Origin of the sequence: Streptomyces sp. BHT-5-2 (assembly GCF_019774615.1) — a bacterium.
Taxonomy (GTDB): Bacteria; Actinomycetota; Actinomycetes; order Streptomycetales; family Streptomycetaceae; genus Streptomyces.
On sequence record NZ_CP081496.1, the window covers coordinates 1,273,920 to 1,299,299 of the forward strand.

The window sequence follows — 25,380 nt, forward strand, 5'->3', positions numbered from 1 at the left end:
GCTTATCGTGGCGGGTATGGATCTGCGTCGGCTGTCTTCGTTCCTGGCGGTGGTCGAGGAGCAGCACTTCGGGCGGGCCGCGACCCGGCTGTTCCTGTCGCCGGCCGCGGTCACCCAGCATGTGCAGCAGCTGGAGCGGGAGTTCGGGACGCGGCTGCTGGACCGCGGGCGGGGCCCGGTGGTGCCGACGGTCGCCGGGCGGCGGCTGGTGTCGCACGCCCGGACGCTGCTGGCCGCCGCGAACGCCGCGGTGGAGGACGTGACCGAGGCCGGCCGGGGCGGGCCGGCACCAGGGCACGGGCTGCGCGTCGGGGTGATGAGCCACGGGTCGGCGGAGGTGACCCCGGCCGCGGTGAGCGCCTTCCGCCGGGCCCGGCCGGAAGTTCCGGTGACCTTGGTGCAGTTGGACTTCACCGAGCACTGCAGCGCGCTGCGCGAGGAGCGGGTGGACGTGGCGTTCGTCCGGCCGCTGGTGCGGGCCGAGGGCATCGAGGTGGACGTCCTGACGACCGAGCAGCGGATCGTGGCGGTCTCCGCGCGGTCGCCGCTGGCGGACGCGGCCCGGGAGGGGGCGCGGATCGCGGACGTCATCGAGCTGCCGTTCCTGCGGCTGCCGGCGCGCACCCCGCGGCCGTTCGTCGACTACCTCTACTTCCAGGACGGCGAGCGGCGGGCGCCGGACTGCGCGCTGAACCCGCACGACGTGCTGACGAGCGTGGCGGCGGGGCGCGGCGCGGGCTCCGGGCTGAAGTCCTTCGCCCGCTACTACCCGTGGCCTGGGACGGTGTTCGTGCCGGTGCTGGACGCGCCGAGCGCGCAGAGCGTCCTGGCGACGCGGTCCGGCGACCCGAATCCGGAGGTGCGGATCTTCCGGGCGCTGACCGTGGCGCTGGCGCGCGAGCTGGGGGAGTTCGCGGCGCGCTAGCGCGGGGCCGGTGTGGGTCAGTCGCGCTTGCAGATGCGGTCGAGGAGGTTGGCCGTGGCGCGCTGGACGCGCTCGTCGATGTGGCCCGGGCGGTCCAGGGCCGGGGACCAGGCGAAGGTGCCGGACGAGAAGACCAGGGCGCCGCCGGGCGCGCGGTACAGCGAGGTCTCCTGGTGGCGGCGGACGCCCTCGCCGTCGCGGTACGGGGAGTGGGAGAGCAGGATGCGGCGGGTGTGGTCGGGGAGGGGGGTGCGCGGGAAGTAGCGGTCGGCCTCGCCGGCGACCAGGCCGGGGAGTTCGTCGCCCTCGTGGGCGCCGGTGGCCTCCCACAGCCAGTGGTCGGCGTTGCGCACGACCAGGGGGGCCGGCTCGGGGACCCGGCCGGCGTACTGGATGCCCATCAACCGCTGCTCGGGATTGCCCAGTTCGCGCCAGAGGGCGGGGCGGCCGGGGCCCTGGCGTTTGCGGCAGGTGAGCAGGGAGTCGGGGCCGGCCGGCGAGGGGGAGAGCTCCACCTGCCAGTACATGGTGTTGGCGGAGAGGAAGACCAGGGAGGTGCCGGCGTCCCGGGCGGCCTCGATCGTGCGGCGCATGGGCACCGACCAGTACTCGTCGTGGCCGGGGAAGACCACGCCGCGGTAGCGGGTGGCGTCGACGCGGCCGGCGTGCAGGTCGCGGGCGTCGGCGTAGGCGAGGTCGTAGCCGTAGCGCTCGGCCCAGCGGATGAAGTCGTAGGCGTGGCCCACATGGAGGGGGAGGCCGGCGCCGGCGTAGGGGCGGTCGAAGGAGACGGTGGTGGCGGCGTCCCCTTCGCCGAGGAGGGCGCCCTTCTCGTCCCAGGCGTGGTAGAGGCTGGCGCCCGTACGGCCGTCCTCGGGGTAGAGGTTGTACGCCTGCCAGGTGATGTCGGGGAGCAGCAGCAGGAGGTCGGCGGGCTGGTCGTCGCGGACCGTGAAGGGGATGTGGGAGCGGTAGCGGCCGTCGGCGGTGGTCAGGACGGCCACGTAGGCGCCGAGTTGCCAGTAGGTGGGGACCTGGAGGCGCCAGGACAGCCACCAGTGGTGGCAGGAGACGGTGCGGTCGACGAGCAGCGGGGCGGGCTGGACGATGCCGGCGAGGCGGGGGCTGGTGGTGATCTTGGCGGCGCCGGCGCCGGCGTAGTGGCCAATGCGGTAGACGTCGATGCTGAAGGGCTGCGGCGGGTCGACCGAGACCCGGAAGTCGATGGCCTCGCCGGGGGCCACCGCGCCGGGGACGGCGAAGCCCTTGATCTGGCGGTGGACGTCGTCGGCGGTGCGGGGGCCGTTGTGTTTTCGGGGCGCGGGCAGCCGCAGGTCGCCGTGGGCGACGGCGGGATCGACGTACCAGGGGATGATCCGGCCGGAGTCGAAGTAGGTCTCGCTGCCGCGCAGCCAGGGCAGCGGGCCCTGTCCGAACGGATCCGTGACCGCGTGGGCGAGGGCGCCCGATTCCCAGCGCCTGATCTGTTCCGTCGCCACCTTCCACTCCCCTCCCGCGTCCCCCATGGCCGCGGCCGACCGGGCCTTACCCATCCCCCAGCACATCACATTACGCACTCACTTCGTCACCCTTCGTCGTGAATTTAGGCGCCCTTGGCCCGAAGCACGAACTGGAAGGGAACATTCAGCCGCCCCGGCGGGCGGTGGGCCCCCGGGTCAGACCAGCCGGACCGGCTTCTCCGGGCGGACGCCGATCCGGTGCAGCCAGCCGCGGAGCGGTTCGGCGTCGCCGTCGTCGACCAGGCTGAGGACCGGGCGGCCCAGGTCGGAGCGGCGGGTGCCGTCCACGAGGAGGGCGGGGCCGTCGAGCCAGTCCAGGCCGGGGGCGGCGCCCGCGGTGTCCACGGCGGCGCAGCAGACCATCGCCGTGACGTGGTCGGCGAGGAGTTCGCGGGCCGTGCGGGGCGGCTGGAGGGGGAAGAGGGGGAGGCCGTCGGCCGGGCCGTCGCCCCAGACGACGCCGGCGGTGGCGGTGCCGCCGGGCTGCGCCGAACGGTCCCGGGCGGCCTGGCGGGCGGCCGCCTCGTGCTCCTCGCGGGCGACCTCGGCGCCGAGCCGGGCGGCGAGCAGATCGCCGGCGACGGTGTCGTGGGCCAGGCGGTCGATGACCCGTTCCAGGGTCGGGGCGGCGGGCGGGGCGGCCGCGGACGGGGCGGGGGAGGCGGGCTCGGCGGCGGGGGCCCCGCCCGTCCGCTCGGCGTCGAGGGCGCGGGAGCGGCCCGCGGGATGGTGCGCGGCGGGCGTACGGCTGCGGGCGCCGGCGTAGGTGAGGGGCGGGGCGGCGGGGGCCGGGGCGTCCGCGGGGGCGGCGGGGCGGTCCGCGGCCTCCCGGCCGGGATCGTGCGGGCCGGTCGGCGGGAGCGCGTCGAGGACGCGGTGCAGCCGGGCGGCCTCCAGGCGCCACTTGCGGTCCACGATCTCCTGCGGGTACTGCTGCCAGCCGACCGGTGACCAGTCCGGGCCGGGCTCGGCCGGGCCGCCGTGGAAGAGCCGGGCGGCGAGCAGGGAGGCGGCGCGGTCGATGGTGCCGGGCTCCTCCAGCAGGTCGCAGGCGGGCCGCTCGCCCAGACGGGAGGCGAACCCTTCGGCGAGCCGGTCGCGGCGGGAGAGCTCGGTGAGCGCGGAGACCACGCCGGCGTCCAGCCGGGAGGGCCAGCGGCCCAGCCGCCAGGCGGGCAGCGCGACCCTCGTCAGCAGGCGGTCCCAGCCCGCGTAGGCCAGGCCGACCTGTTCCTGGGCGACGATCCGCAGGCCGTAGTCGACGCCCTGGGCGCGCTCGGAGGCGGCGGCCGCGACCCCGCGCTCCATGAGGGTGGCGTGCTCGCGGGCGGCGCGCAGCAGCAGCCTGGCGACCCGGCCGACGAAGCGGAGCGGGAGGGCGCGCAGCGGATCGCGGGCGCGGGTGGCGACCGCGGCGGCCGCGTCCAGGCCGCGGATGAAGCGGCGGGCGGCGGCTATGTCCGGGTGCGCGGACGGGCCGGTGCCGGCGACCACGGGGGCCAGCAGGGCGCGCAGCTCGGCGACCCGCATCCACCACAGGAACGGCGAGCCGATGACCAGGACGGGGGCCTCGGGCGCCCGGCGGCCGATCCGCCCGGCGGGGCGCGGCGGGCCGTGCGCGCGGTGCGTGCGGTCCTCCAGCCAGCTGTCGCAGTCGGGCGTGAGCGCTATCGCCGAGGGGGCGGGGACCTCGAGGCGGTCGGCGAGGTCGCGGACCAGGCGGTAGAGATCGGGGGCGGCGTCCTCGGCGATCGGCACGGAGGGGCTGAGCGCGGGCCGGGCGCGGACGACGACGGCGGTGACCAGCGCGGCCAGCAGGAGGCTCGCCACGGTGAGCCCGCCGACCGTCCAGCGGGCCACCGCCCAGCCGCCTTCGGTGCCGAGCCGCCCGGTGGCGCCGCCCACGAGGAGGACCACGGCGGCCGCGGCCGGCAGCAGGGCCACCGCCAGCGCCGCTCCGCGGACGCGGAGCACCGCGAGGGCGCGGGCACGCGCCACCAGGACGCCTGTTTCCGGACTTGCCACGAGCCTGTACACCCCCAGCGGTCCTGACGGAGCGGGACGGACGGACGACGGTCGTGCGGTGTGCGGACGAGCGAGCGAGCTCACTCTCCACCCACTGTGGCACCGGCCACTGACATCGCAATGTCGGTGGGCCAGTTGCCGGACGCCGCCGGGACTCTCGCCCCCGTACGGGCACCGGCTCCACTGGAGCGGCGGACGCCGCGCCCCCTGCCGTCGGCACCGCTGACCGCAGGACGCTTGCGCGGCACCCTAGTTGGGGGTTCCGGGTTCGTCAGCCGGATACCCACGCGGTCACTCGATGGAATGGCTTTGGGTAAAGCCGTGGACCGGAAAGGGGCGGATCTGGGCCGCTTTCCGACGGGCGGCACGCCCTCGGAGCGCGACCGAGGCATATGCCGGCACCCGTCACCGGAGACCCGGAGACGCGGGGATCCGGAGATCCCGGAGTGCGGACATATGCCTCGGTCGTCGTGGCTGCGGGGCTCGGTGCCGATGACGTGCGGGCCGCGGCCGGGCGCCGCCCCTACTCCCCCGCCGCCGCCTTCGCGGCGATGTCGGTGCGGTGGTGCGAGCCCTCCAGGGAGAGCCGGCCGACGGCGCGGTAGGCGCGCTCGCGGGCGGCGGCCAGGTCGGCGCCGGTGGCCGTGACGGACAGCACCCGGCCGCCCGCGCTGAGCACCGCGCCGGACGCGTCGCGCCGGGTGCCGGCGTGCAGCACGTAGGCGTCGGGGGCGTCCTGTTCGGCGACCTCGGCCAGGCCCTCGATCGGGTCGCCGGTGCGCGGGGTGTCCGGGTAGTTGTGGGAGGCGATGACGACGGTGACCGCGGCGCCGTCGTCCCAGCGCAGCGGCGGGAAGGCCGCCAGGGCGCCGGTGGCGGCGGCGTGCAGCAGGCCGGCCAGCGGGGTCTTCAGACGAGCCAGCACGACCTGGGTCTCCGGGTCGCCGAAGCGCGCGTTGAACTCGATCACCCGGACCCCGCGGGAGGTGATCGCCAGGCCGGCGTAGAGCAGTCCGGAGAAGGGGGTGCCGCGCCGCCGCAGCTCGTCGACGGTGGGCTGAAGGACGGTCCGCAGCACCTCGTCGACCAGCTCGGGGTCGGCCCAGGGCAGCGGGCTGTAGGCGCCCATGCCGCCGGTGTTGGGACCCGCGTCGCCGTCGTGGGCGCGCTTGAAGTCCTGGGCGGGCTGGAGCGGGACGACGGTCTCGCCGTCGGTGACGGCGAAGAGGGAGACCTCCGGGCCGTCGAGGAACTCCTCGATGACTACGCGGTCACAGGCCAGCGCGTGGGCGCGGGCGGTCGCGAGGTCCTCGGTGACGACGACGCCCTTGCCTGCCGCCAGCCCGTCGTCCTTGACGACGTACGGTGCGCCGAAGGCGTCCAAGGCGGCGTCGATCTGCTCCGGGGTGGCGCAGACGTAGCTGCGGGCGGTGGGCACGCCCGCGGTGGCCATCACGTCCTTGGCGAACGCCTTGGAGCCCTCCAGCTCGGCGGCCCGGGCCGACGGGCCGAAGGCCGGGATGCCGCGCTCGCGGACCGCGTCCGCGACGCCGGCCACCAGCGGCGCCTCCGGGCCGACGACGACGAGGTCGGCCTCCAGGCGCACGGCGAGGTCGGCCACCGCCCGGCCGTCGAGCGCGTCGACCCCGTGCAGTTCGGCCACCTCGGCAATGCCGGCGTTGCCGAGGGCGCAGTGCAGCGCGGTGACGTCGGGGTCGAGGGACAGAGAGCGGCACAGGGCGTGTTCGCGGGCGCCGCCGCCGATGACGAGGACCTTCACGGGGTGAAGCCTAGACGAATGCACCAAGCGGGCCGCCGCCGGGCGTGCCCTGATCGCACAAGGACGGGCCCCGGCCGAAAACCGACGGTGTCGTCGGCGGCGTCGGCGGACGCCGGCGCCGCCGTCGTCCGGCCGCACGACGGCAACTCTTTCGGGTGAGATCCGCGCACGTCCTATACCGGATCCCCCACCACTTCCGGGCGGAAAACGGGCGATCTTGGGACAGAGGCCAGCCGTTCGGCGGTAGGAAGGGGGCGGTGCGCAGACGTTCCGCAGCCATGCGCGCACTCCACGGATCCGCGTACGAGGGAGCGCACGGGTGAGTCAGCCGGAGATGCAGCCCGAGGGGCCCCCTCGGGGCGAGGGCGGGTCCGACCGGGGCCGCGGGCGGTTCCCGGACCGGCACCGGCCCCACGGCCGGCCCGAGCGGCGCCCGGCCGGCCCGCTCCGCGGCCGCGGCGATCTCGTGGGCCGGGCGTTCCCGCACGGCGACTGGGGGGAACCGGGCGGGCGGCTGGACGCGCTGTACCTCTGGAGCGAGGAGGGCGCGCTGCGCACCGCCGACTGGTATCTGCGCGACCGGCTGGCCAAGCGCCGCGGGGCGCGGGCGCTGCGGCTGGGGGCCGCCGCCGGGGCGGCCGCGAGCGGGACGCTGCCGCTGCTCGACCTCGCCGGCGTCTGGGAGCACGGTGCGCCGTGGGGCGCGTTGACGCTGCTGCTGGCGGCGGTGTGCGTGGGCTGTGACCGGTACTTCGGGATGACCGCGGGCTGGATGCGGGACCTGGCCACCGCGCAGGCGATCCACCGGCGGCTGGAGGCGCTGCAGTTCGACTGGGCGACGGAGAGCGTGCGGGAGGTGCTCGGGCCGGCCGAGGGGACCGCGAGCGAGGCGGCGGAGCGCTGCCTGGGCGTGCTGCGGCGGTTCAACGAGGACATCGGGGAGCTGGTGCGCACGGAGACGACGGACTGGATGGTGGCGTTCCGGTCGGCTCCGGTGCCGCAGGCCGCGCACGCGGCGCTGCCGTGGTCGGCGGCGCGGCAGGAGGGCGGCCCGGGGCAGCAGGGGCGGTACCCGCGGCAGCCCGGTACGCGGCCGAACATGCCGCGGCAGCGGCCGCCGGAGGCGCCGCGCTGAGCACGGGCCGGCGGGGCCGGGGCGCGCCGCCCCGCCGGCCCGGCCCGTTCAGCTGAAGACGATCATGGAGCCCTGGCCCAGGCTCCGGGTGGCGGCGGCGTGCAGTCCGAGCCAGACGTGCCGTTCCCGGGCGAACGGGCCGTCGTCCAGGGGGACGGCGGTGGCCCGCTCCTCCAGGGAGGTGGGGCCGGCCGGCGGCGCGGGGGCGGCCGGCGGGTTGGCCGGGTCGATGCCCAGCGCCGGGGCGACCAGTTCGAGGTCCCGCAGCAGGCCGTGGGAGGAGCCCAACGGGCCGCCGCCGGCCAGCAGTTCCTCGGTGGCGAGCGGGTGCGGGAAGTCGACCGGGACGTAGGCGCCCGCGTGGTCGTAGTGCCAGACCAGGTGGGACTGCTGTGCGGTGGTCTCGAACATCTCCAGCAACTGCTCGTAGTCGCCGCCGAGTTCGTCGACCGGGCTCACCTCCAGGCCGCACAGCCGCAGCAGATAGGCGCGGCGCAGGAAGTGCAGGGCGTCGTAGTCGAAACCGGCGACCGGCGCGACGTCACCGGAGAGGCCCGGCATGTAGCTGAAGACCGGGATCTCCGGCAGGCCCGCGCCCACCAGGGCGTCGTTGTAGGCGGCGATCTCTTCGGAGAACGGGTTGTCGGGGCTGTGGCACAGCACGTCGACGAGGGGCACCAGCCACAGATCACATGCCACGGGTGAGGGCTCGCTTCCGGTCGGGGACGGGGACACCGGCGCACGTACGGCCACGAAGGACGGCCCCTTTGCGGCCGATGGTCGGGACAGCGTAGTGCTACCCGGCCGTTCCCACGAGGGCGAGGGAGTGTGCGTTGTAGTCGGCGATCAGCCGCTGGGCGTCGGTCAGGTCGTGCCGCAGCAGGGCGTCGGCCAGTTCACTGTGGCCGTGCCAGAGGCTGCCCTTGAGGTGCGGCTCGCGGCGCAGCAGCGGCACCGCGAACATCCAGGTCTGGACGCGGATCCGGTCCAGGAAGTCGCTGATGTAGGGGTTCTGGACGATGCCGCTCAGCTCGCGCCAGAACCGCAGGTCGTAGCCGATGAGGACGTCCAGGTCGCCGGCCCGGGCGGCGCGTTCGGCCTCCTCGGCGCGGCGGCGGATCGAGATCAGCACCTCGGCGGGGGTGGACAGCAGCGCCCGTTCGGCGTTGCTGCGGAAGATGCCCTCGATGATCAGGGTGCGGGCCTCGACCATGGCGCGGAAGTCGTCGGCGCTGAAGGCGTGGACCTTGAAGCCGCGGTGCTGTTCGACGTCGAGCAGGCCCTGGGCGCACAGGTCGAGCAGCGCCTCGCGCACCGGTGTCGCGGAGACGCCGTACTGGTCGGCGATCTCCTTGACGGTGAAGGGGTGGCCGGAGGGGAGCCGGCCGGCCAGGACCTCGTCGCGCAGCGCGTCGGCGATCTGCTCGCGCAGGGTGCTGCGCCGTATCACTGAGCTCTCCGGGCCCGGGGCCATGCGGTGCGTCTCCTCCGACGTCCATGGCCGCGTCGGGAGCGGCCCCTCCTCACCATAGGCGAGGCGGGTGCCGCGGTTTCACGTGAAACCACGCGGCGCGGCCCCGCCCACGATAGGCGAGGGCCGCGCGACTGCCGGCCGGCGGGGCGCTCAGGCGGTGTGCGCGTCCGCCGTCGCCAGGGCCTCGTCGAGGGCGGCGAGGCCCTCCTTGGCCTCGGCCTCGGTGATGGTGCAGGCCGGGACGACGTGGGTGCGGTTCATGTTCACGAACGGCCACAGGCCGCCGCGCTTGCAGGCCGCGGCGAACTCGGCCATCGGGGCGTTGGCGGCGCCGGCCGCGTTGTAGGGCACCAGCGGCTCGCGGGTCTCCTTGTCGCGGACCAGGTCGAGGGCCCAGAAGACGCCCAGGCCGCGGACCTCGCCGACGGAGGGGTGCCGCTCGGCCATCTCGCGCAGCGCCGGGCCGATGACCCTCTCGCCGATCTCCGCGGCGTTCTCCACGATCCGCTCCTCGGCCATCGCGTTGATCGTGGCGACGGCGGAGGCGCAGGCCAGCGGGTGACCGGAGTAGGTCAGGCCGCCGGGGTAGGGCCGCTGGTCGAAGGTGGCGGCGATCTCGGCGCTGATCGCCACGCCGCCCAGCGGGACGTAGCCGGAGTTGACGCCCTTGGCGAAGGTCAGCAGGTCGGGGGTGACGCCGAAGTGGTCGGCGGCGAACCAGTGGCCGGTGCGGCCGAAGCCCGCCATCACCTCGTCGAGGATGAAGACGATGCCGTGGCGGTCGCAGATCTCGCGGACGCCGGCGAGGTAGCCGGGCGGCGGGACCATGATGCCGGCGGTGCCGGGGACGGTCTCCAGGATGATCGCGGCGATCGACCCGGGGCCCTCGAAGGCGACGGTCTGTTCCAGGTGGGCCAGGGCGCGCTCGCACTCCTGGGCCTCGTTCTCGGCGTGGAACGGCGAGCGGTAGAGGAAGGGGCCCCAGAAGTGGACGACGCCGGCCGCGCCGGTGTCGGAGGGCCAGCGGCGGGGGTCGCCGGTGAGGTTGATCGCGGCCGCGGTGGCGCCGTGGTACGAGCGGTAGGTGGAGAGCACCTTGGGGCGGCCGGTGTGCAGCCGGGCCATCCGGACGGCGTTCTCCACCGCCTCGGCGCCGCCGTTGGTGAAGAAGATCTTGTCGAGGTCGCCGGGGGTGCGCTCGGCGATCAGCCGGGCGGCCTCGGAGCGGACGTCCACCGCGAAGCCGGGGGCGAGCGTGCACAGCTTGCCGGCCTGCTCCTGGATGGCCGCGACGACCTTGGGGTGCTGGTGGCCGATGTTGGTGTTGACCAGCTGGGAGGAGAAGTCGAGGTAGCGGTTGCCGTCGTAGTCCCAGAAGTACGAGCCCTCCGCGCCGGCGACCGGCAGCGGATCGATCAGGCCCTGGGCGGACCAGGAGTGGAAGACGTGCGCACGGTCGGCCGCCTTCACAGCCCGCCCGTCACCCTCCACCACCCTTCCCGGGAAGCGCTTCGCGCTGCGGTTTTCGTTTGCAGCAGGGTCGGGGGGCAACGTGCTCACGGTCAGTACCTCGGATCGGTCGCGGGGGTCCGTCGCCGGACGGGACGGCGAACGGCTCCCAGCCTAGGGATCACGGTGCGCCGACCGGTACCGACACTGTGTATGGCGCTCACCACGGGCGCGGACAGAATGTCTACGGTCCTGTAGGAAACTCCAGGGATGCCCGGGGGTGGGTACCTGCCCCCGGGCACCGTCAGGATCCGCGGCGTTCCGGGCGCGCCGCCCCGCGCACCGCTCAGGCCGCCGCGGCGGCGGGAAAGGCGGTCCGGACCGGGCCGCGCCAGTGGTTGGCGTGGAGGTGCGGGCGGAGCGCCGACAGCCCGCCGCAGTACTTGGTGAAGTCGGCGGCCGGGACGCCGTATCCGGCCAGCAGCCGGTCGGCCTCGGTGAGCCGGCCGGCGGTCTTGGTCTCGACGACGACCAGACCGCCGTCGGCCCGTATGGAGCGGCCGGTCTCCAGGTCGCGGCAGACGAGCGCGGCGTCGCAGGTGACGCGCTGCCCGTCGGCGACGAAGGTGGCGCGCTGGTAGTCGGTCTCGATGGAGCGGCCCAGTTCGGTGGGGGCCTGGATGCCGTAGGAGCGGTCGAGCACGGTGGCGAGGAAGTCGCGCGGGGCCGGGCCGAGGGCCGGGTCGCCGGGCATCAGGGGCCGCCGGTGCTTGACCGTGCGGCCGTGCTCGCCCTTGAGCTTGACCTCGAACTGCCGCTCGCCGGTGTCCGCGTAGAGCCGCTCGCGGATCTTGAAGCGCAGCCCGTTGCGCTGCCGGTGGTCGTGGAAGGAGCGCAGGTCGGGGGTGTCGTAGTAGACGGAGCGGTAGCGGAACCAGCGGCGGCCGTTGATGCACAGCGCCGCGAACGGGCCGCCGGGGCGCCGGCGGTCGGTGAGTTCGGCCGCGAAGGCGGCGAAGACGTCGACCGGGACGAGGTAGGCGGTGCTGAAACGCGCGAGGAGTTCGGCGCGCGCCTGGACCTCGGCCAGGGGGGCGGGGCGGGCGGCCATGGCGGCGCGCGCGATGGCTCGTACGGCGGGTATCACACGGTCTCCTTGCGGAAGGGGGAACGGGGGATCGTGCGGGTCCTGTCGTCGCTCTCTGCGGTTTTTCTCCTTTCTTTACGATCGATAACCCCGGGAAGTTCCGGGACGCGGAATCAGACATCCAGTCCGTCAACTCCCGCACGGTGCCGGGCTCCTGGCGAAATATCACCTCACCTGCCCGCATGCCCGCGGCAGATGGCCGCCGCCCGGTGGGCGGCGGCGGCGCGATCCGCCTCCGTGGCACGTGCCTTGGCCGAATACCGCCCCACCGGCCGTCCGCACGGCCTGGATATCCTCACCGCGGACGAGCGGCCGCTCCCGCAGGGGAGGCGGGCGGGCCGGGCGAAGGGGGCGGCGGAGCAATGGCACAGGCGAGGCAGCAGGGACCGGCCGGACGGCCGGGGGGACCGGCGCCGCTCGGGGGACTGGCACCGCTCGGTGCCCACGACCCCCGGCGGATCGGCGACTACCGCCTGCTCGGACGGCTCGGCGAGGGCGGTATGGGCCGGGTGTTCCTGGCCCGTTCGGACCGCGGCCGGACCGTCGCGGTCAAGTTGGTGCGCACGGAACTGGCCGACCAGGAGGAGTTCCGGGCCCGATTCCGCCGCGAGGTGCGGGCCGCCCGAAAGGTCGGCGGGGAGTGGACCGCGCCGGTCCTGGACGCGGACACCGAGGCCGAGACGCCCTGGCTGGCCACCGGTTACATCGCCGGGCCCTCGCTCCAGCAGGCCGTCGGCGGAGGCGGCCCGCTGCCGGAGCGCACGGTGCGGATCCTGGCCGCCGGGCTCGCCCGCGCGCTGCGCTCCGTCCACGCCGCCGGCATCGTCCACCGCGACCTCAAACCGTCCAACGTCCTGCTCACCCTCGACGGCCCGCGGGTCATCGACTTCGGCATCGCTCGGGCCCTGGAGGGCCTCGGCACGGGCACGGTGACAACCACCGGTTCCGCGGTCGGCTCCCCCGGTTTCATGGCGCCCGAGCAGGTCCGCGGCGAGCCGCTCGGCCCGGCCTGCGACGTCTTCTCGCTCGGCTCGGTGCTGGTCTACGCGGCCACCGGCCGGCAGCCGTTCGGCACCGACACGACGCTGCCGCACGCGATGATGTACCGCATCGCCCAGGAGGAGCCGGACCTGACCGGTCTCCCCGAGGGACTGCGCGGCCTGGTCGCGGACTGCCTGGCCAAGGACCCCGCGCGGCGGCCTGCCCCCGAGGAGCTGGCGGCACGGGCGGAGGGCGGACTGCCCGGCGGCGCGGCCGACGACGAACCCTGGCTCCCGGGGGCGCTGGTCGCCCGCCTGGGGCGGCACGCCGTGGAACTGCTGGAGGCCGAGGACCCGCAGCACGGCGCGGAGCGGGCGTCCGCCGCGCCGACCGCCGTCCACCCCCACGGGCGGCCCGGCGCGGCCCCGGCCGAGCCGGCGTCCGCCACCGTCGCCCCGCGGGCCGCCGCGACCCCGGCACGCCGCCGCACCGGCCGGATGCTGCTGCTCGCGGGCGGACTGGCGCTGGCCGGGACGGCCGCCGCCGCGTACGCGCTGTTGGGCGGCTCGGACGGCAGCGCCGCCGCCACCGAGAAGGCCCCGGCCCCGGCGGCCGCACCGGGCGACATCCCGGCCGGCTATCTGGGCGTCTGGTCGACGACGGTGGGCGACTCCGACCTGGACGTCCGCCGCTTCACCCTCGTCCAGGGGAAGCCGGGGGAGACGGTGCTCCGTATGCAGGCCACCGGCCCCACGTACGACTGCCGGTTCACGGCGACACTGAAGAGCGCCGGCCCGCCGGTGCGGCTCGGCCCGTCCACCGTGGTCTCCGGGCCGCCCGACACCTGCCGGGCCGGTTCCCCCAGCACCCTTCAGCTGATGGCCGGGCAGCTCCGGCGCACCTTCGACGACGCGGGCGGCCTGGCGCCGCTGCTGTACACGAAAACGGGGTGACGGCGAAGGCACCCGGCCTTCACCGCCACCCCGGAAGCCGACCGGCTCAGGACAGGAACGAGTTGATCTCGATCGTCTCGTCCCGGCCGGGGCCGACGCCGATCGCGGAGATCGGGGCGCCCGACATCTCCTCCAGCGCCCTGACGTACGCCTGGGCGTTCTTCGGCAGGTCGGAGAAGGTCTTGGCCTTGGTGATGTCCTCGGACCAGCCCGGCAGCATCTCGTAGACCGGCTTGGCGTGGTGGAAGTCGGTCTGGCTGTACGGGAGTTCCTCGACGCGCTCGCCGTCGATCTCGTAGGCCACGCAGACCGGGATCTGCTCCCAGCCGGTGAGGACGTCGAGCTTGGTGAGGAAGAAGTCCGTCAGGCCGTTGACGCGGGTGGCGTAGCGGGCGATCACCGCGTCGAACCAGCCGCAGCGGCGGTCCCGGCCGGTGGTGACACCGCGCTCGCCGCCGATCCGGCGCAGCGCCTCGCCGTCCTCGTCGAACAGCTCGGTCGGGAACGGGCCGGCGCCCACGCGGGTGGTGTACGCCTTGAGGATGCCGATGACCCGGCTGATCTTCGTGGGGCCGACGCCCGCGCCCGTGCAGGCACCGCCCGCGGTCGGGTTCGAGGAGGTGACGAAGGGGTACGTGCCGTGGTCGATGTCGAGCAGGGTGCCCTGCCCGCCCTCGAAGAGCACGACCTTGTCGTCGTCCAGGGCCTGGTTGAGGATCAGGGTGGTGTCGGCGACATAGCCCTTGATCTTGTCGGCGTAGCCCAGCAGCTCCTCGACGACCTGCCCGGCCTCGATGGCGCGGCGGTTGTAGAGCTTGGTGAGCAGCTGGTTCTTGACGTCGAGGGCCGCCTCGACCTTCTGCGTCAGGATCGACTCGTCGTAGAGGTCCTGGACGCGGATGCCGGTGCGGTTGATCTTGTCGGCGTAGGTCGGGCCGATGCCGCGGCCGGTGGTGCCGATCTTCCGCTTGCCGAGGAAGCGTTCCGTCACCTTGTCGATGGTGATGTTGTACGGCGTGATCAGGTGCGCGTTACCGCTGAGCAGCAGCTTGGACGTGTCGACGCCGCGGTCGTTGAGCCCGCTCAGCTCGGAGAGCAGGACCGCCGGGTCCACGACGACGCCGTTGCCGATGACCGGGGTGCACCCCGGCGAGAGGATTCCGGAAGGGAGGAGGTGCAGTGCGTACTTCTGGTCGCCGACGACGACCGTGTGGCCGGCGTTGTTGCCGCCCTGGTAGCGCACCACGTAGTCCACGGATCCACCGAGCAGGTCGGTGGCCTTTCCCTTGCCCTCATCACCCCACTGAGCACCGAGCAGCACAAGTGCGGGCACAGGCGTACACCCCTTCCGGGCGGGGCATGTCCAACGTGCGTGGATGGCGCGGCGCACGCGTGGTCACGCGTACGTCGTCGCCGGAGCCGTCGGACCGGTGCCCCGGAATAGACGAAGCCCCTGGCGCAATAGCGCAAGGGGCTCTTGCACCGAGATGCTACCTGAGGAAGGACCGAGGTGTCGGCGCAGTCTTCTGGGCACTCTCCCGCGGACTCCGTTCGGGGGTGCCCCCTGCTTGTGGTCATCGACCCGGTCGCCCGCAGGACGGACGGCGAGTCCGTGCGCATCGCGAAGGACGTCCTGTCCGCCGGCGCGGGGGCGAAGATCTGCCTGCCGGAGGGGCCGGAGGAGTTCCTCCAGGCGCTGGCCCGGCGTGGCCGGCGCCACCCCGTGGTGGTCGGTGACGACCGCGCGCTGCTGCGGGCGGTGGGCCTGCTCCACAGGGAGCGCGAACTGTCCGGGGTGCCGCTGTCGCTGGTTCCGGTGGGCACGCCGGAGACGGTCGCCCTGAGCCGCACGCTGGGCGTCCCCACGGACGCGGTGGCCGCCGCGCGGACCGTCCTGGACGGCGGGGAGCGGCCGATGGACCTGCTGACGGACGACAGCGACGGCATCGTGCTGGGCGGACTGCGGATCCCGTGCGGAGACGCGGACGGGGCGCTGTCGGGGTACGCGGTGTACGGCACCGCGGGGGAGCGCGCCGGCCGGGCGGTGCCGGAGGCGGCCGGGTGCCCGGAGCGGGCCGCGGCCCCCGGGGGCGCGGACCCCGACGCGGTGGATCCGGGGGACGGCCCGCGCCCCTGGTGGCGGCCGGCGGCCCGCACCGCCCGTACGGCGCTGTCGCTGCTGGCCGCACCGGCGGCCGTGCGGCGGGGGCGGGTGCCCGCGCAGCGGCTGCGGCTGCGGATCGAGGCGGACGGGGCGCTGCTGGCGGATCTGGACCGGCCGGTGCGCGGGGTGTCGGTGGTGCCGGGCGCCGCGGACCTCGGCCTCGGGGCGGACGGCGCCGGCGGGCGCGCGGAGCGGCCCGGCGGGCTGGCCGAGGTGGTCGTGCACTGGCCGGGCGGGGAGCGGCCGATGCGGGTACAGGCGCGGGCCGTGACGGTGTCCGGGTCGGACTTCCGCTACCGGGCGGACGCGCTCGTCGGCGGGCCGGTGCGGACCAGGACGTGGACGGTGCAGCCGGGTGCCTGGCGGCTGCGGCTGCCGCGGCAGGGGTGAGGCGGGGTCCGGCGCCCGGACGGGCGGGGCGGCGGCCGCGGCCCCGGGTCAGCGCCGCGCCGGGCCGTTCTCCTGCCGGGGCTCCGCGGCCGCCGGGCCGCCCTTCTGCTCCTCCGTGCGGAGCTCTTCGAGGTGCTCGCGCCAGCGCTGCATCATGCCCATGAGCTCCTGCTGCATGAACTCCGTGAAGGCCAGGGTCTCGCCGAGACGGCGGCCGGCGGCGCTCTCCGGGCCGAGGCTGTCCACGCCCTCGCGCAGCACGTCCTCCCAGCGCGTCAGGACGCTGTCCCGGCGGGTCAGGGCCTCGTACCACTGGTCGCTGTGGACGCGGTAGCGGTCGCGGCGGGAGCCGGGTTCGCGCTCCCGGCCGACCATGCCGACCTGGGAGAGATAGCGGATCGCGCCGGAGACGGCCGCGGGGCTGACCTGGAGCCGCTCGCCCAGCTCGGCGGAGGTCATGACGCCGGAGTCGGACGCCAGCAGACAGGAGAAGACCCGGGCCGGCATCCGCTGCATGCCGGCGTCGACCATCTGCGCCGCGAAGCGCTCGACGAACGTCAGCACCGCCGCGTCGTCGCGGCCCGCCGTCGCGCCCGTTCCCCGGTCTCGCTGCTCGCTCATGTCCGCATCATCTCCCCTGTTCAGCGCCGTTCCCTCAACTTTATACGGTTTTTTAACTTCACAACTTTGTGAAGATAGCGTACCTTCGGAACCATGACGAAGGCGCACTCCTTCCCCGCGATCCACGCGTCCGGCCTGGCCAAGTCCTTCGGCCGGACCCGCGCACTGGACGGCCTCGACCTCCGCGTCGAGGCCGGTGAGGTGCACGGCTTCCTCGGGCCCAACGGCGCGGGGAAGTCCACCACCCTCCGCGTCCTGCTGGGCCTGCTGCGCGCCGACCGCGGCAGCGCGCAGGTCCTGGGCAAGGACCCCTGGCAGGACGCCGTCGAGATCCACCGCCGCGTCGCCTACGTCCCCGGGGACGTCACCCTGTGGCGCAATCTCTCCGGCGGCGAGGTCATCGATCTCTACGGGCGGCTGCATCGGAGCGGCGGCGCGAAGCGGCCCGCGGGCCTGGACGCCGCGCGGCGGAGCGAGCTGCTGGAGCGCTTCGAGCTCGACCCCACCAAGAAGGGGCGCACCTACTCCAAGGGCAACCGCCAGAAGGTCGCCCTGGTCGCCGCCTTCGCCTCCGACGTAGATCTGCTGATCCTCGATGAGCCCACCTCGGGACTGGACCCGCTGATGGAGGAGGTCTTCCAGAGCTGCGTGGCCGAGGAGCGCGACCGCGGCCGCACGGTCCTGCTCTCCAGCCATGTGCTGTCCGAGGTCGAGGCGCTCTGCGACCGCGTCAGCATCATCCGCAAGGGCCGCACCGTCGAGTCCGGCTCACTGGGGGAGCTGCGCCATCTGACCCGGACGACCGTCGTCGCCGAGCTGGCCGGCCCGCCGACCGGACTCGACGGGCTGGCCGGTGTGCACGGCCTCTCCGTCCAGCCGCTCGGGGACGGCGGCTGCCGGGTCCGGCTCCAGGCCGACACCGACCGGCTCGGCGCGGTGCTCGGCCCGCTCGGCGCGGCCGGCCTGCGCAGTCTCACCAGCGCCCCGCCCACCCTGGAGGAGCTCTTCCTCCGGCACTATCAGGACGACCTCCGCCCCGAGGCCCGCCGCCGGGACGGCGCCCGGACCGAAGGGACGGTCAGCCGATGAGCGCCCTGGCCGCGCCGGCCGCCGTCCACCCCGGCCGCCCGCGCCATCTGGCCGGCACCGGCACCCTGCTGCGGCTGGCACTGCGCCGCGACCGGCTGATGATCCCGGCCTGGGTGCTGGTCCTCGGCCTGTCCGTCACCGCCATGGGCCCGGCCTTCGCGTCGCTCTACGCCACCGCCGCCGACCGCGCCCAGTTGGCCGCCTCGATGAACGCCGGCGGCTCGCTGCGCGCGCTGTACGGCCCGGTCTTCGGCGACTCCCTCGGCGGCCTGGTCGCCTGGCGGATGGCCGGGCTCGGGGCGGTGCTGGCGGCCGTGATGAGCCTGCTGATCGTCGTCCGGCACACCCGGGAAGAGGAGGAGACCGGCCGCCAGGAGCTGCTCTCCGCCGCCGTGGTCGGCCGGCGGGCGCCGCTGACCGCGGCCCTGCTGGCGGCGCTGCTCGCCGACGCCGGCGTCGCGGCGCTGACCGCCGCCGGGCTGACCGCGTCCGGACTGCCGGCGGGCGGGTCGCTCGCCCTGGCCGTCGCGATCGGCGGCACCGGCCTGCTCTTCGCCGCGCTGGCCGCCATCGCCGCCCAGCTCACCGAGAGCGCCCGGCTGGCCAAGGGGCTGACCGGCGCGGTCCTGGGCGCCGCCTTCGCACTGCGCGCCGCCGGCGACGCGACGGACGCCGGTGCCGCCCCCGGGGGCGGCACCGGCTCCGTGCTCACCTGGCTCTCCCCCGTCGGCTGGGCGCAGAATCTGCGCGCCTACGCCGGCGAGCGCTGGTGGGTGGCGCTGCTGCCCGCCACCGCGACGGCGCTGGCGACGGCGGCGGCCTACGCCCTGACCGCCCGCCGCGACGTCGGGATGAGCTTCCTGCCGGCCCGTCCCGGGCCCGCCCGGGCGCCCCGTTCGCTCGGCGGCCCCACCGGTCTGGCCTGGCGGCTGCAGCGGACGACCCTGGCGGGCTGGACGGCCGGTTTCGCACTCGCCGGTGGAGTGTTCGGCGGGATCGTCAAGGGAGCCACGAGCCTGGTCGGCGGCAATGCGCGGGCCCGGGAGATCTTCGAGCGGCTCGGCGGGCAGCAGTCCATGGCGGACGCCTTCCTGGCCTCGATCACCGGCCTGCTCGGCATGATCGCGGCGCTCTACGCCGTCGGCGCGGTGCTGCGGATGCGCGCCGAGGAGACCGGCGGGCGGGCCGAGCCGGTCCTGGCCGGTGCGGTGGGCCGGCTGCGCTGGGCGGCCGGCCATCTGGTCCTCGCGCTGGCCGGCACCGCCGTGGTGCTGGCCGCCGGCGGCCTGACCCTGGGGATCACCTACGGCGCCTCGGTCGGCGATGTCGCCGGCGGCACCGGCCGGGTGCTGGCCGCCGCGCTGGCCCAGGCCCCGGCGGTGTGGACGCTCGCCGGGGCGGCGACGGCCGTGCTCGGCCTGTTCCCCCGCGCCACCGGTGCGGTCTGGGCCCTGACCGGCGGGTGCCTCGCCGTCGGCTGGCTCGGGCCGGTGCTGCGGCTCCCCCGGTGGGCGCTGGACCTCTCGCCGTTCGGGCAGCTGCCCAAGCTGCCCGGCGGGGCGGTGACGGCCACGCCGTTCCTCTGGCTGACGGCCCTCTCGGCTGCCCTGGTGGCCGCCGGTCTCGTCGGCCTCCGCCGCCGCGACATCGGCTGACCGTCGGGGCCCGCCCCGGTCGTGCGCCGCCGCAGCCATGGCGGAGCCCGGCGGCGCACTCCGCGGTCGGCTCTCCGCGACCTGCTGTCCACAGGGTGTGGACAGTCCGGGCGGACGCCGCCGTCAGCCGCCCGGCGTCACCAGCCGCGCCTCGTAGGCGAAGACCGCCGCCTGGGTCCGGTCCCGCAGCCCCAGCTTCACCAGGATCCGGCTGACATGCGTCTTCACCGTCGACTCGGCGACGACGAGATGGGCCGCGATCTCGCCGTTGGACAGTCCCTGCGCCACCAGCACCAGGACCTCGGTCTCCCGCTCCGTCAGATCGCCGATCCGCTCCTGGGCCGGGGCGCGCGGCGAGCCCAGCCGGGAGAACTCGTTGATCAGCCGCTTGGTGACGGTCGGGGCGAGCAGCGCCTCCCCCGCGGCGACGATCCGCACGCCCTCGGCGAGCTGGCCGGCCGAGGCGTCCTTGAGGAGGAAGCCGCTGGCTCCGGCGCGCAGCGCCTGGTAGACGTACTCGTCCAGGTCGAAGGTGGTCAGCACCAGCACCTTGGCGTCCGCGTCGGCGGCGACGATCTCGCGGGTCGCCTCCAGGCCGTTCATCTCCGGCATCCGGATGTCCATCAGGACGACGTCCGGCTTGAGGAGCGAGACCTTCTCCACCGCCTGCCGGCCGTCGACGGCCTCTCCGATGACCTCGATGTCCGGCATGGCGTTGAGCAGCACGGAGAAGCCCTCGCGGACCATCACCTGGTCGTCGACGATCAGTACCCGGATCATGCCCCGCTCCCGCCCCGCGCGCCCTCGCCCGCGGTGTTCGTCACCGGCAGGAAGGCGGCGACCTCGAAGCCGCCGTCCCCGGTGTGGTCCGCCGTCATCTCGCCACCGAGCATCTGCACCCGCTCCCGCATGCCGAGCAGTCCGTGGCCGGCGCCCGGCGACGGCTTGGCGAGCCGGCTCGGGGCGCCGTTGACGATCCGCAGCCCCAGCCCGCCCAGGACGTAGGAGATCTCCACCCGCGCGTCCGCGCCCGGCGAGTGCCGCAGCGCGTTGCTCAGCGCCTCCTGCACGATCCGGTACGCCGACAGCTCCACGCCCTGCGGCAGCGGCCGGGCGGACCCGGTGATCACCGCCTCGACCGTCAGCCCGGCGCCCCGGACGCTCTCCAGCAGCGCGTCCAGGCTGGCCAGCGTCGGCTGCGGGGCCTCCGGGTCGCGCTCGGCGAAGGCGTCCGGGTCCTCGGAGCGGACCACGCCGAGGATGCGGCGGAGCTCGGTGAGCGCGGCGACGGCGTTCTCCCGGATGGTGGCGAAGGACTTGGCGAGCTCGGGCGGCGGATCGGTGACGCGGTAGGGCGCGGCCTCGGCCTGGATGGCGATCACCGACATGTGATGCGCGACCACGTCGTGCAGTTCCCGTGCGATCAGCGCGCGCTCCTCCAGCAGGGTGCGGCGGGAGCGCTCCTCGGCGGTGACGCTGCGGGTCTCGACGACCTGCCGGCGCTCCTCCCGCCAGGCCCGGACCGCGGCGGCCGAGACCAGCACCACGCCGGAGAAGAACGCCACCGGCGGCATGTCGCCCAGCGTGCCGCCCCGGACGAGCACCGAGACCACCGCCCCCAGCCCGAAGGTGACCGCCCACATCTCCACCGCCAGCCGCGGCCGGGTGCGCAGCACCACCAACGCCATCACGGCGAGGTGGACGATGAAGGCGGAGCTCCAGACGTCGGCGTACGGCGAGAAGATCCGGGAGCCGATCGCCCCCACGACGAACGCCAGAAACGACAGCCAGAAGGCGCCCACCGGCCGGAAGAGCACCAGCACCGCCGGCACCGTCATCATCAGCGCGAGGACGATGTCCAGCATCTGCCGCGGCGCACTGGCGTCGTAACCGGGGCCGACGGACCCCAGGAAGATGCAGGCCGCCAGGAAGCCGACGGCGCCGTGCGGGAGCCAGCGGGCCCACCGCCGGGCCCGCTCCGGCAGCCAGGACAGCCGCCGCGCCAGCTTGGCGTCGTCCAGCGGCGGCAGCGGGCGGAGGGCGAAGGCACCGGCGAACAGGTCCTGGCGCAGGGTGTGCAGCACGCCGTGGACTATCCGCGCCTCGGAGCGCAGATCGCCCGGTGTCTGGGGGGTCTCGTTCACGTACACCACGGTAAGCAACGGCGGCTCCTCGGGGCGTCCCCACCGAAGCGGATCTGCCGGGGTCCGTCTCAAGTACTACGCGGCACGGGCACTACCCGGTGCGGCCGGCACCGGGCGGTTCGGCGACGGCCTCCGCGGCGCCCGGCCCGCCGCCGCGGATGAGTTCCAGCAGCGTGCGGAAGGCGTCGGTGCCGGGCGTCACCGGGGCGTAGTGGCCGATGCCGGGCAGTTCGCGCAGCGTGGTCGCGGCGGGGTGGGCGGCGGCGTAGCGGCGGGAGAGCTCCGGCGGGACGTCCGGGTCGTCGGTGCCGTGCAGCAGCGTGACGGGGATGCCGGCGGGCGGGTGGCGGACCGGGTCGGCGTCGGCCAGCCGGCCGGCGAAGCCGGGGCCGGCGCCGAGCAGCTCGGCCACCGCGCCGTCGCTCAGGCCCAGCTCATGGGCGCGGGCCAGATCGGCGACCGGGGCCACCGCGACGACCCGGGTCACCGGCGGGCCGGGGCGGGCGGCGGCGAGCAGCGCGAGGTGACCGCCCGCCGAGTGCCCGACGAGCACCGTCTCGCGGGGCGGCGCCCCGGCCGCGGCCGCCACGGCCGCCGGGACGTCCTCGAACGTCCGCGGCGCGCCCCCGCCCGCACCGACCCTGCGGTACTCGGCCAGCGCGACCGGCAGCCCGTGCCGGGCCAGCTCCGCCGCACACGGCGAGAGGTGGCGCCGGTCGTACGCGGCCCGCCAGAACCCGCCGTGCAGCAGGACGACGAGGGGCCCGGACCCGGGCCACGGCCCGTAGAAGTCGACGAGCTGGTCCGGGTGCGGGCCGTACGCCACCGTGCGGTCCGGCGCCACCGGGGCGAGCCCCAGCAGCGCCGTCTCCTCGTCGGCCGCGGTCACCCCGCGCCGCCGCCCGCCGTACCGTCCTGCTCCGGGCCCGCCGACTCCGCACCGGCCGACGGCTCCGCCGCGGACCGCTCCCGCAGCACCTCGCCGAGCACCCACGCCGCCCGCTCGGCGTCCGCGAAGGTGGTGTAGAGCGGGGTGAAGCCGAAGCGCAGCACGTCCGGGGGGCGGAAGTCGCCGACCACCCCGCGGCGGATCAGCTCCGCCATCACCTCACCGGCCACGGGGGTACTTCCCTGCTCGACCGAAGCGGAGAGCCTGGGGGAGCACGCCAGCGAGATCTGGCTGCCGCGCCGCCGGTGCTCGGACGGCGTCACCGAACGGACCCGCCCCGGCGGCACGTACGCGGCGACGCACTCCAGGAAGAAGTCGGTCAGCGCCAGGCTCTTGGCCCGTACGTCCTCGACGGCGACGCCCTCCCACGCCTCCAGCGCCGCCTCCAGGGCGAGCATCGAGAGGATGTCGGGGGTGCCGACGCGGCCGCGCAGCACACCGTCGGCCGGGGTGAAGCCGGTTTCCATCCCGAACGGGTCGGCGTGCGAGTTCCAGCCCGGCAGCGGCGACTCGAACCGCTCCTGGAGGCTCTGCCGGATGTAGAGGTACGCGGGCGAACCGGGGCCGCCGTTGAGGTACTTGTAGGTGCAGCCCACCGCGAGGTCCACCCCGCACGCGTCCAGCGCGACCGGCAGCGCGCCGGCGCTGTGGCACAGGTCCCAGACCGCCAGCGCGCCCGCGGAGTGCAGCGCGGCGGTGATCTGGGCCATGTCGTTGAGCTCGCCGGTGCGGTAGTCCACGTGGTTGACCAGCGCCAGCGCGGTCCGCTCGGTGACCTCGTCGGCGATCCGCGCCGGCTCCACCGGCCGGACCGCGAGGCCGGCCATCCGGGCCGCGGAGCGGGCGACATAGCCGTCGGTGGGGAAGGTCGTGGCGTCGACCAGGATCTCCGTGCAGCCCTTCCCGGCCATCCGGATGCCGCCGACCACCGCCTTGAAGACGTTCACGCTGGTGGAGTCACCGACCACCACCTGGCCCGGTGCCGCCCCGACGAGCGGCGCGATCTTCTCGCCGATCCGCTCGGGCGCCGTCCACCAGCCGGCCTCGGTCCAGGACCGGATCCGCAGCTCGCCCCACTCGCGTTCGATCACCTCGGCGATCCGGCCGGGCACCGAACGGGGCAGCGCGCCGAGGGAGTTGCCGTCGAGATAGACGTCCGCCTCGCCGGTTGCCCGATCGGGCGAGGCGCCGAGGACGAACCGGTCGCGGGTGGCGGTGAGCGGCCCGGCCGCGTCCAGTTCGGCGGCGCGGGCCGCCTCCGTACGGGCCCCGGCGGTGTCCGGGACGGGGCTCTGCGGGGTCTCGCGGCTCTCAGACATGGCTTCGCGCCGTCCACAGCTCGGGGAAGACGTTCTTACGGGCCCGCTTCTCCAGCCAGGCGACCCCCGCGGACCCGCCGGTGCCCATTTTCGCGCCCATCGCCCGCCGGGTCGCCACCAGATGGTCGTTGCGCCAGCGCCAGACCAGCTCCGCGACATCGGTCAACAGCTCGCCGAGCCGGGTGAGTTCGGACTCCTGCGGTCCGGCGAGGACGGCGGCCCAGACCTCCTCGACGGCCGGGTCCGGCTCGTAGCGCTCGGCCACGTCGCGCCGCAGCACGGCCTCCGGGACCGGGTGGCCGCGACGGGCCAGCAGCCGCAGCACCTCGTCGTACAGGCTCGGTTCGTGCAGCGCCTTCTCCAGCGCGGCGTGGTCCTCCGCGGAGCCGCGGTGCGGCACCAGCATCGACGCGGACTTCTCGCCGAGCAGGAACTCCAGCCGTCGGTACATCGCGGACTGGAACCCGCTGCCCTCGCCGAGCGCGCCGCGGTAGGCGTTGAACTGTGCGGGCGTCAGCCGGGCCAGCGGCTTCCAGGCGGCGTTGAGCGCCTCCAGCTCCCACGTGGAACGGCGCAGCGCGTCCGTCGCCGCCGGCAGGTCGTCCCGGCGCAGCGCGTCGGCGGCGGTCTGCCACTCGTGGACGATGACGGTGAACCACAGCTCCATCACCTGGGTGGTCACCAGGAAGACCATCTCGCCCGGGTCGTCGGACTGGAGCTGCTGGAGATGGGTGAGGACGCTCGCCCGGACGTAGTCCTCGTACGGCGTGGTGGTGCCGGCGCCGATGCTCAGATCGGGGCCGAGCGGCGGTTCCGCCTCGGGGAGCGCGGCGTCCGGCGCCGGGACCTGGTCCGCGGAACGGGTGGGAGACGGTTGCGACATGAGGGACTCCTCAGGTGCGAACTACCGGGTAGCGGTCCGCTCCTTCCTCGTCGGCTCGGGAGCCCCGGTCCCCTCGGGCGCGGGATGACCCGGCCCACTGAAATCATCGGTGCTGCACCAGCACCGCGCAAGGGCCGGGCATGATCTTGCGGCCCGGCCCGCGACCGCCCGCCCCGGGCCGGAGCGGGCGGTCGAGGCGGCTCAGGAGAGCGTGTCGGCCGCGGTCGGCGAGGAGTCCCGGAGGAAGGCCGTGCAGCGCTCGTACTCCTCCTGCTCGCCGATGGTCTGGGCGGCGCGGGCGAGGGCGTGCAGCGCCCGGAGGAAGCCGCGGTTGGGCTCGTGCTCGAACGGCACCGGGCCGTGGCCCTTCCAGCCGGCCCGGCGCAGCGCGTCCAGGCCGCGGTGGTAGCCGGTACGGGCGTAGGCGTACGACTCGACGACCCGGCCGGCCTCGAAGGCGTCGTCGGCGAGCTGGGCCCAGGCCAGGGAGGAGGCCGGGTACTTCGCGGCGACGTCGGCGGGCGCGGTGCCCGAGGCGAGCAGCGCGCGGGGCTCCGGGTCGTCGGGCAGGTGGGTCGGGGGCGGGCCCCCGAGGAGGTTTTCGTGAATGGGCATGTGCCAAGTGTGCCCGTTCGCTGCGCTTGGCCTGCTTCCCACGTCGTCGGCTTTCACGCCGTGCCTTGGTTCTGCGCCTGCCGCCCATGTCGGCGGCTTTCCCGTCGTGCGTTGGTTTGTGCGCCTGCGGCGCGGTGCCGCTGCGCGGGGCTGTCGGGGGCG

The 25,380-nt window shown here is 75.0% G+C and carries 21 protein-coding genes; 6 read left to right on the top strand and 15 right to left on the bottom strand.

What is annotated here, in order from left to right; translation table 11 throughout:
• The first annotated feature begins 16 nt into the window (after window positions 1–16).
• Window positions 17–925: a LysR family transcriptional regulator gene (locus tag K2224_RS05535; RefSeq protein WP_221905515.1), complete on the top strand. Its 909-nt coding sequence runs from the start codon at window positions 17–19 to the stop codon at window positions 923–925.
• Window positions 926–942: 17 nt separating this feature from the next.
• On the opposite strand, the gene K2224_RS05540 is transcribed toward K2224_RS05535, so the two are convergent.
• The 3 genes from K2224_RS05540 to purD all read right to left on the bottom strand — a co-directional run bounded on the left by K2224_RS05540 (window position 943) and on the right by purD (window position 6,250).
• A complete protein-coding gene (locus K2224_RS05540) occupies window positions 943–2,424 on the bottom strand; it encodes a N,N-dimethylformamidase beta subunit family domain-containing protein (RefSeq protein WP_221905516.1) in 1,482 nt (493 codons plus the stop codon).
• A gap of 177 nt (window positions 2,425–2,601) precedes the next feature.
• The gene (locus K2224_RS05545; RefSeq protein WP_260692338.1) at window positions 2,602–4,470 is read right to left on the bottom strand and encodes a hypothetical protein; all 1,869 of its coding nucleotides are present in this window, start codon (window positions 4,468–4,470) and stop codon (window positions 2,602–2,604) included.
• Window positions 4,471–4,993: 523 nt separating this feature from the next.
• Window positions 4,994–6,250, bottom strand: a complete 1,257-nt coding sequence (purD, locus tag K2224_RS05550; protein ID WP_221905517.1) for a phosphoribosylamine--glycine ligase — start codon at window positions 6,248–6,250, stop codon at window positions 4,994–4,996.
• A gap of 319 nt (window positions 6,251–6,569) precedes the next feature.
• On the opposite strand from purD, the gene K2224_RS05555 reads away from it, so the two are divergent.
• Entirely contained in the window at window positions 6,570–7,385 is an 816-nt protein-coding gene (locus K2224_RS05555; RefSeq protein WP_221905518.1) for an SLATT domain-containing protein, read from the top strand.
• 48 nt (window positions 7,386–7,433) lie between these two features.
• Here the strand turns inward: K2224_RS05555 and K2224_RS05560 are convergent, their stop codons facing one another.
• From K2224_RS05560 to K2224_RS05575, 4 genes are all read right to left on the bottom strand, one after another.
• The gene (locus K2224_RS05560) at window positions 7,434–8,084 is read right to left on the bottom strand and encodes a hypothetical protein (RefSeq protein WP_221905519.1); all 651 of its coding nucleotides are present in this window, start codon (window positions 8,082–8,084) and stop codon (window positions 7,434–7,436) included.
• Between the two features lie 97 nt (window positions 8,085–8,181).
• Window positions 8,182–8,859, bottom strand: a complete 678-nt coding sequence (locus K2224_RS05565; protein ID WP_221905520.1) for a GntR family transcriptional regulator — start codon at window positions 8,857–8,859, stop codon at window positions 8,182–8,184.
• Between the two features lie 150 nt (window positions 8,860–9,009).
• Entirely contained in the window at window positions 9,010–10,353 is a 1,344-nt protein-coding gene (locus K2224_RS05570; protein WP_221909447.1) for an aspartate aminotransferase family protein, read from the bottom strand.
• A 301-nt stretch (window positions 10,354–10,654) separates the two neighbouring features.
• Window positions 10,655–11,455, bottom strand: a complete 801-nt coding sequence (locus K2224_RS05575) for a polyphosphate polymerase domain-containing protein (RefSeq protein WP_221905521.1) — start codon at window positions 11,453–11,455, stop codon at window positions 10,655–10,657.
• Window positions 11,456–11,817: 362 nt separating this feature from the next.
• Between K2224_RS05575 and K2224_RS05580 the strand changes: the two genes are divergently transcribed.
• Window positions 11,818–13,389, top strand: a complete 1,572-nt coding sequence (locus K2224_RS05580) for a serine/threonine-protein kinase (protein WP_221905522.1) — start codon at window positions 11,818–11,820, stop codon at window positions 13,387–13,389.
• 46 nt (window positions 13,390–13,435) lie between these two features.
• On the opposite strand, the gene K2224_RS05585 is transcribed toward K2224_RS05580, so the two are convergent.
• Window positions 13,436–14,722 (bottom strand): adenylosuccinate synthase, encoded by a 1,287-nt coding sequence (locus tag K2224_RS05585; protein ID WP_221905523.1) that lies wholly within the window; start codon window positions 14,720–14,722, stop codon window positions 13,436–13,438.
• Between the two features lie 237 nt (window positions 14,723–14,959).
• On the opposite strand from K2224_RS05585, the gene K2224_RS05590 reads away from it, so the two are divergent.
• Entirely contained in the window at window positions 14,960–15,943 is a 984-nt protein-coding gene (locus K2224_RS05590) for a hypothetical protein (RefSeq protein WP_221905524.1), read from the top strand.
• 48 nt (window positions 15,944–15,991) lie between these two features.
• Here K2224_RS05590 and K2224_RS05595 read toward each other — a convergent pair whose 3' ends face one another.
• A complete protein-coding gene (locus tag K2224_RS05595; protein WP_221905525.1) occupies window positions 15,992–16,564 on the bottom strand; it encodes a GbsR/MarR family transcriptional regulator in 573 nt (190 codons plus the stop codon).
• Window positions 16,565–16,657: 93 nt separating this feature from the next.
• Between K2224_RS05595 and K2224_RS05600 the strand changes: the two genes are divergently transcribed.
• Both K2224_RS05600 and K2224_RS05605 read left to right on the top strand, forming a co-directional pair.
• Window positions 16,658–17,653 (top strand): ABC transporter ATP-binding protein, encoded by a 996-nt coding sequence (locus K2224_RS05600; protein WP_221905526.1) that lies wholly within the window; start codon window positions 16,658–16,660, stop codon window positions 17,651–17,653.
• On the top strand, window positions 17,650–19,308 hold the full coding sequence (locus K2224_RS05605; RefSeq protein ID WP_221905527.1) for an ABC transporter permease: 1,659 nt from the start codon (window positions 17,650–17,652) through the stop codon (window positions 19,306–19,308). Before K2224_RS05600 ends, K2224_RS05605 begins: the two co-directional genes overlap by 4 nt.
• A 123-nt stretch (window positions 19,309–19,431) precedes the next feature.
• On the opposite strand, the gene K2224_RS05610 is transcribed toward K2224_RS05605, so the two are convergent.
• From K2224_RS05610 to K2224_RS05635, 6 genes are all read right to left on the bottom strand, one after another.
• Window positions 19,432–20,088, bottom strand: coding sequence for a response regulator transcription factor (locus K2224_RS05610; protein WP_221905528.1), 657 nt, complete (start codon window positions 20,086–20,088; stop codon window positions 19,432–19,434).
• Complete coding sequence (locus K2224_RS05615; protein WP_260693412.1) at window positions 20,085–21,458, bottom strand: sensor histidine kinase; 1,374 nt, start codon at window positions 21,456–21,458, stop codon at window positions 20,085–20,087. The genes K2224_RS05610 and K2224_RS05615 overlap by 4 nt, the downstream gene beginning before the upstream one ends.
• 85 nt (window positions 21,459–21,543) lie before the next feature.
• Window positions 21,544–22,341: a S9 family peptidase gene (locus K2224_RS05620; RefSeq protein ID WP_221905529.1), complete on the bottom strand. Its 798-nt coding sequence runs from the start codon at window positions 22,339–22,341 to the stop codon at window positions 21,544–21,546.
• Complete coding sequence (gene kynU, locus K2224_RS05625; RefSeq protein ID WP_221905530.1) at window positions 22,338–23,720, bottom strand: kynureninase; 1,383 nt, start codon at window positions 23,718–23,720, stop codon at window positions 22,338–22,340. Before kynU ends, K2224_RS05620 begins: the two co-directional genes overlap by 4 nt.
• Window positions 23,713–24,603 (bottom strand): tryptophan 2,3-dioxygenase family protein, encoded by an 891-nt coding sequence (locus tag K2224_RS05630; RefSeq protein ID WP_221905531.1) that lies wholly within the window; start codon window positions 24,601–24,603, stop codon window positions 23,713–23,715. The genes kynU and K2224_RS05630 overlap by 8 nt, the downstream gene beginning before the upstream one ends.
• Window positions 24,604–24,804: 201 nt before the next feature.
• Window positions 24,805–25,218, bottom strand: coding sequence for a DUF3151 domain-containing protein (locus K2224_RS05635; protein ID WP_221905532.1), 414 nt, complete (start codon window positions 25,216–25,218; stop codon window positions 24,805–24,807).
• Between the last annotated feature and the right edge of the window lie 162 nt (window positions 25,219–25,380).

Bases quoted from the DNA above. Each gene is read 5' to 3' on its own strand.
- K2224_RS05565 (WP_221905520.1), bottom strand. From the start codon at position 8,859: ATGGCCCCGGGCCCGGAGAGCTCAGTGATACGGCGCAGCACCCTGCGC.
- K2224_RS05580 (WP_221905522.1), top strand. From the start codon at position 11,818: ATGGCACAGGCGAGGCAGCAGGGACCGGCCGGACGGCCGGGGGGACCG.
- K2224_RS05630 (WP_221905531.1), bottom strand. From the start codon at position 24,603: ATGTCGCAACCGTCTCCCACCCGTTCCGCGGACCAGGTCCCGGCGCCG.
- K2224_RS05600 (WP_221905526.1), top strand. From the start codon at position 16,658: ATGACGAAGGCGCACTCCTTCCCCGCGATCCACGCGTCCGGCCTGGCC.
- kynU (WP_221905530.1), bottom strand. From the start codon at position 23,720: ATGTCTGAGAGCCGCGAGACCCCGCAGAGCCCCGTCCCGGACACCGCC.
- K2224_RS05595 (WP_221905525.1), bottom strand. From the start codon at position 16,564: ATGAGCGAGCAGCGAGACCGGGGAACGGGCGCGACGGCGGGCCGCGAC.
- K2224_RS05535 (WP_221905515.1), top strand. From the start codon at position 17: ATGGATCTGCGTCGGCTGTCTTCGTTCCTGGCGGTGGTCGAGGAGCAG.
- K2224_RS05605 (WP_221905527.1), top strand. From the start codon at position 17,650: ATGAGCGCCCTGGCCGCGCCGGCCGCCGTCCACCCCGGCCGCCCGCGC.
- K2224_RS05610 (WP_221905528.1), bottom strand. From the start codon at position 20,088: ATGATCCGGGTACTGATCGTCGACGACCAGGTGATGGTCCGCGAGGGC.
- K2224_RS05635 (WP_221905532.1), bottom strand. From the start codon at position 25,218: ATGCCCATTCACGAAAACCTCCTCGGGGGCCCGCCCCCGACCCACCTG.